1 protein-coding gene is annotated in these 4,519 nt (G+C 72.1%); it reads right to left on the bottom strand.

Going from position 1 to position 4,519, the window contains the following annotated elements; genetic code table 11:
• Nucleotides 1-4,519 (bottom strand): type I polyketide synthase (locus LXN57_RS47505; RefSeq protein ID WP_285904775.1); only part of this gene is annotated, 4,519 nt, incomplete at both ends.

Genomic DNA, 4,519 nt, shown 5'->3' with positions numbered 1-4,519 from the left:
CGTCCGCCCCGTCCGCGAACGCCTTGCAACGACCGTCCGCGGCAAGCCCGCGCTGCCGGGAGAACCCGACGAACGTGGCCGGGGTCGCCATGACCGTGACGCCACCGGCCAGGGCCGCGTCACACTCGCCGTTGCGGAGCGCCTGGGCGGCCAGGTGAAGCGCGACCAGCGACGACGAGCAGGCCGTGTCGACGGTGACGGCCGGGCCTTCCAGGCCGTACGTGTAGGCGACCCGCCCCGAGGCGACGCTGCCGCTGACCCCGAGGAAGCCCTCGGTGTTGTCGGTCGAGCCGTCGAGCACCAGGCCGTAGTCGTTGTACATCACGCCGACGAAGACGCCCGTACGCGAACCGCGCTGCCCGAGCGGGTCGACACCGGCCCGTTCGAAGGCCTCCCAGCTCGTTTCGAGCAGCAGCCGGTGTTGCGGGTCCATCGCGAGGGCCTCGCGGGGGGCGATGCCGAACAGGCCGGGGTCGAAGTCGGCGGCGCCGGACAGGAAGCCACCGTGCCGGGTGTAGGAGGTGCCGGGGTGGGCGGGGTCGGGGTCGTAGAGCGCGTCGAGGTCCCAGCCACGGTCGGCCGGGAACGGGCCCACGCCTTCGCGGCCGGCGGCGACGAGGTTCCACAGGTCATCGGGTGAGGTCACGCCGCCCGGGTACCGACAGGCCATCCCGACGATGGCGATCGGTTCGTCGGCCTTCAGGGGGCTGCTTGTCGTGGCGGTCCCGGTCGTGCCGGCCAGGTACGTGGCCAGCGCCGCAGAGTTGGGATAGTCGAAGACCAGGGTGGACGGCAACCGCTGCCCGGTCACGGCGGCGAGGCGGTTGCGCAGCTCGACGGCGGTGAGCGAGTCGAAGCCGAGCTCGGTGAAGGCACGGGCGGCCGGAATCCGCTCGCCGGAGCCGTGGCCGAGCACCTCGGCGACCTGGGCGCGGACCAGGGCCAGCAGGGCGGTCCCGCGTTCGGCGGCGGGAAGGGCGGCGAGGCGCTGGCCGAGATTGGTTCCGGCCTTTTTGTGGAGAAGCTCGGGCTTCTGGAAAAGCTCGGGCAACGAGGGCGCGTTGTGGTCGAGGAGCAGTGGCGCGACGGCGGGCAGGCCGGTCGCCAGAGCAGCGTCGAAGGCGGCCAGACCCTGCTCGGGGCTGAGCGGGAGGACGCCGCCGCGGCGCATCTTCGCGCGGGCGGACTCGGTGAGCGCCTTGCCCATGCCGGCGTCCCACAGGCCGTACGCAAGGCTGGTCGCCGGAATGCCCTGGCTCCTCAACTCGGCGGCGTACGAGTCGAGGAAGGCGTTGGCGGCGGCGTAGTTGGCCTGGCCGGGGTTGCCGAACAGGCCCGCCGCTGAGGAGAGCAGCACGAAGGCGCTCAGGTGCTTGTCGCGGGTGGCGGCGGCCAGGTTGCGGGCGGCGTCGACCTTGGCGCGGAACACGGTGCGCAGCCGCGCCGGCGACAGATCCCGGAGGAGGCCGTCATCGAGGGCGCCCGCAGCGTGGATGACGGCGGTGACCGGCTCGTCTTGAAGCGCCCGTACCACAGCCACGGCGTCGGACAGGTCGCAGGTGAAGGCCTTGACGGACGCGCCCTCGATCTCGAGCGTGCCGCCCGAGCGAGACAGCAGAAGCAGATTCCGTACGCCGTGAGTCTCGACCAGATGGCGCGCGATCAGGCCACCCAACGTGCCGGTCGCCCCGGTGACGACCACGGTGCCATCACCGAAGTCGGGGGTGCCGGTCGACTGCACCCGGGTCAGGCGCGGGACCAGCACTTTCCCGTCGCGGACCTTGACCTGTGGCAGCTCGTAGATCAGTGGATCTTCCGGGGTCGGCCACCCACCCCCCGCCCGCCCAGGGGAGAGAACAGTATCGGATTCGAAATCGTCGAGCAGAAAGTACTTACCGGGCTGTTCGGACTGCGCCGACCGGACCAGACCCCACAGAGCGGCACCATCCGGATCGGCCAGAGACGCGCGGACAACAAGGCGGTCGCCCTCGAATTTCTGCAGCAGGGCGAGCAAAGCGGCGCAACGGTCGAACGCCGGGCCAGGCGCGCTGGCGTCGACCAAGACTGTGCCGATGGCCGCAGCTTCGTCGCCGAGGGCGATGACCGCATCGGGACCGGTGCCGGCGATCTCGCACGGCTCCCACGCCATCGCGTAGAGGAGACGGTCTCCGGCCGAGTGCGTAGCGGTCGCGGGCCGCAGGACCAGCTGGGCCACCTCGGCCACGGGAAGACCGGATGCGTCAGCCAGCGTGAGCCGGACTGAGCTGGACGCCTCGCCAGGGGTGAGCCGCACTCGCATCGAGACGCCCGCGGCGCGTTCCCACCGCACTCCGGCGAACGCGAACGGCAGCTGCGCGCTGCCGCCGGTGACGAGTCCGCCGGCCGCGGCCGCGTGCAGGGCCGCGTCGAACATGGCCGGGTGCAGGGCGAAGCCGGCCGGGTCCTGTTCGGTGGTGAGCTCGGCGAAGACCTCGTCGCCGCGCTTCCAGGCACGGCGGAGGCCGCGGAACGCCGGGCCGTACTCCAGCCCGGCTTCGGCGAACGCCGGGTAGAGGTCGTCCAGGTCAAGCTCGGCGGCGTCGGACGGGGGCCAGACGACCAGATCGGCGCCGTCGCCGGCCGCGGCGGCGGCGAGCAGGCCGGTGGCGTGCGTGCTGGTCGTGCCCTCGCTGTGCGAGTAGATCGTCAGGGAGCGGCGGCCGCCTTCGTCGGGCGCCTCGACCAGGACGCGAACGCGGGCGGGCAGTTCGAGCGGCTCGCGCAGCACCAATTCGTCGATGGTGGGCACGCCGGCGCGGGCGCCCGCCGCGAGAGCGAGTTCGACCAGCGCGGTGCCGGGCACGATCGGGGTGCCGTGCACCCGGTGGTCGGCCAACCAGGAGTGGGCGGTGGTCGTCAGGGTTCCGGTGAGCAGCAGGGCGCCGGACTCGGGCAGTTCCACGGCCGCGGCGAGCAGCGGGTGGCCGGTGGAGTCGAGTCCGGCCGCGGTGACGTCGCCGGCGGGTGGGGTGGGCTGCAGCCAGAAGCGCTGACGCTGGAACGGGTACGTGGGCAGGTCGGCCCGCGGCCCGTCGCCGAGCACGGCCGGCCAGTCGACGTCCTGGCCACGTACCCACAACTCGGAGACCGCCGTGAGCAGGGTCGTGACCTCGTCTCGCTCACGGCGCAGGGCGGCCACCGCATCGGGAATCGTCGTGGCCAGCACAGTGTCCGGGCCAAGCTCGAGCACCCGGCCCGCGTCAAGGTCGACGTCGGCCCACCGCACCGTGGCGCGCACCTGCGCCACCCAGTACTCGGGATCGGTCCAGTCGGCCCCGCCGCCCGTCACCGACGACACGATCGAGATCGTCGGCTCGGCGAACGTCAACGTCTCGACGACCCTGCGGAAGTCGTCGAGCATCGGCTCCATCAACCGCGAGTGGAACGCATGGCTCGTCCGCAGCCGTGTTGACTTCCAACCGTGCTCGGCGACCCGATCCAGCTCAGCAGCCGGCCCAGCGACGACAACCGCTTCCGGACCGTTGACCGCGGCAATGTCCGAATCGGGGAAAGCGGAGTGGATATCTGCTTCGGAGGCGCGCACCGCCAGCATCGCGCCCCCGGCAGGCAGCGCCTGCATCAGGCGTGCCCGCGCCGAGATCAGCTTGGCGGCGTCCGCCAACGACAGGACCCCGGCCGCGTACGCCGCAGTGACCTCACCGATCGAATGGCCCGCCACGACATCGGGTGTCATGCCCCACGCGCGGACGAGAGCAAGCAACGCCACCTCGACGGCGAAGATCGCTGGCTGCGCCCACCCAGTCTGATCGACGTCCAGATCGGGAATGTCCAACAGTCCGACCACCTCGTCGTACGCCTTCGCGTAGACCGGGAACGCCTCGTGCAGACCGCGGCCCATGTCGAGCCGCTGCGAGCCCTGGCCGGTGAACACGAACGCCAAGCGGCCCGGAGCGGCCTGCCCGGCCAGCGGGTGGTGCTCATCGGCGACGGCGGCCAGCCCGGCGTCGAGAGCAGTCCGGTCGGCGGCGAGCACGACGGCCCGGTGGCGCAGCGCGGCCCGCGTGGTCAGCGTGCGAGCGATCGCGTCGAGGGGGAGGTCCGACGGCATTCCTTCGGCGGCCGTCCGGAGAGCGTCCGGCTCGGCGCCGGAAAGCACGACCGGCACCAACCGCGACGCCCCGAGGTGCGGGACGGGCGCGGCCGGCTCCGGGGCCTCCAGAATCACGTGGGCGTTGGTGCCGCTGATGCCGAACGACGAGACAGCGGCCCGTCGTTTCTCCGAGGCGGGCCAGTCCTGGGCATCCGTGAGCAGCTCGACCGCGCCGGACTGCCAGTCGACGTGCTTCGACGGCGCGTCCACGTGCAGGGTCTTCGGCAGCACCCCGTGCCGCATCGCCTGCACCATCTTGATGACACCGGCGACACCCGCGGCGGCCTGAGTGTGGCCCAGGTTCGACTTCACCGATCCCAGCCACAACGGCGTCTCCCGCTCCTGCCCGTACGTGGCCAGCAGCGCCTG

The sequence above is a fragment of the Paractinoplanes hotanensis genome (assembly GCF_023717965.1).
Classification (GTDB): domain Bacteria; phylum Actinomycetota; class Actinomycetes; order Mycobacteriales; family Micromonosporaceae; genus Actinoplanes; species Actinoplanes polyasparticus.
Note: the sequence above shows the minus strand (reverse complement) of the source record. Positions and strands in the feature narration are given on the sequence as shown.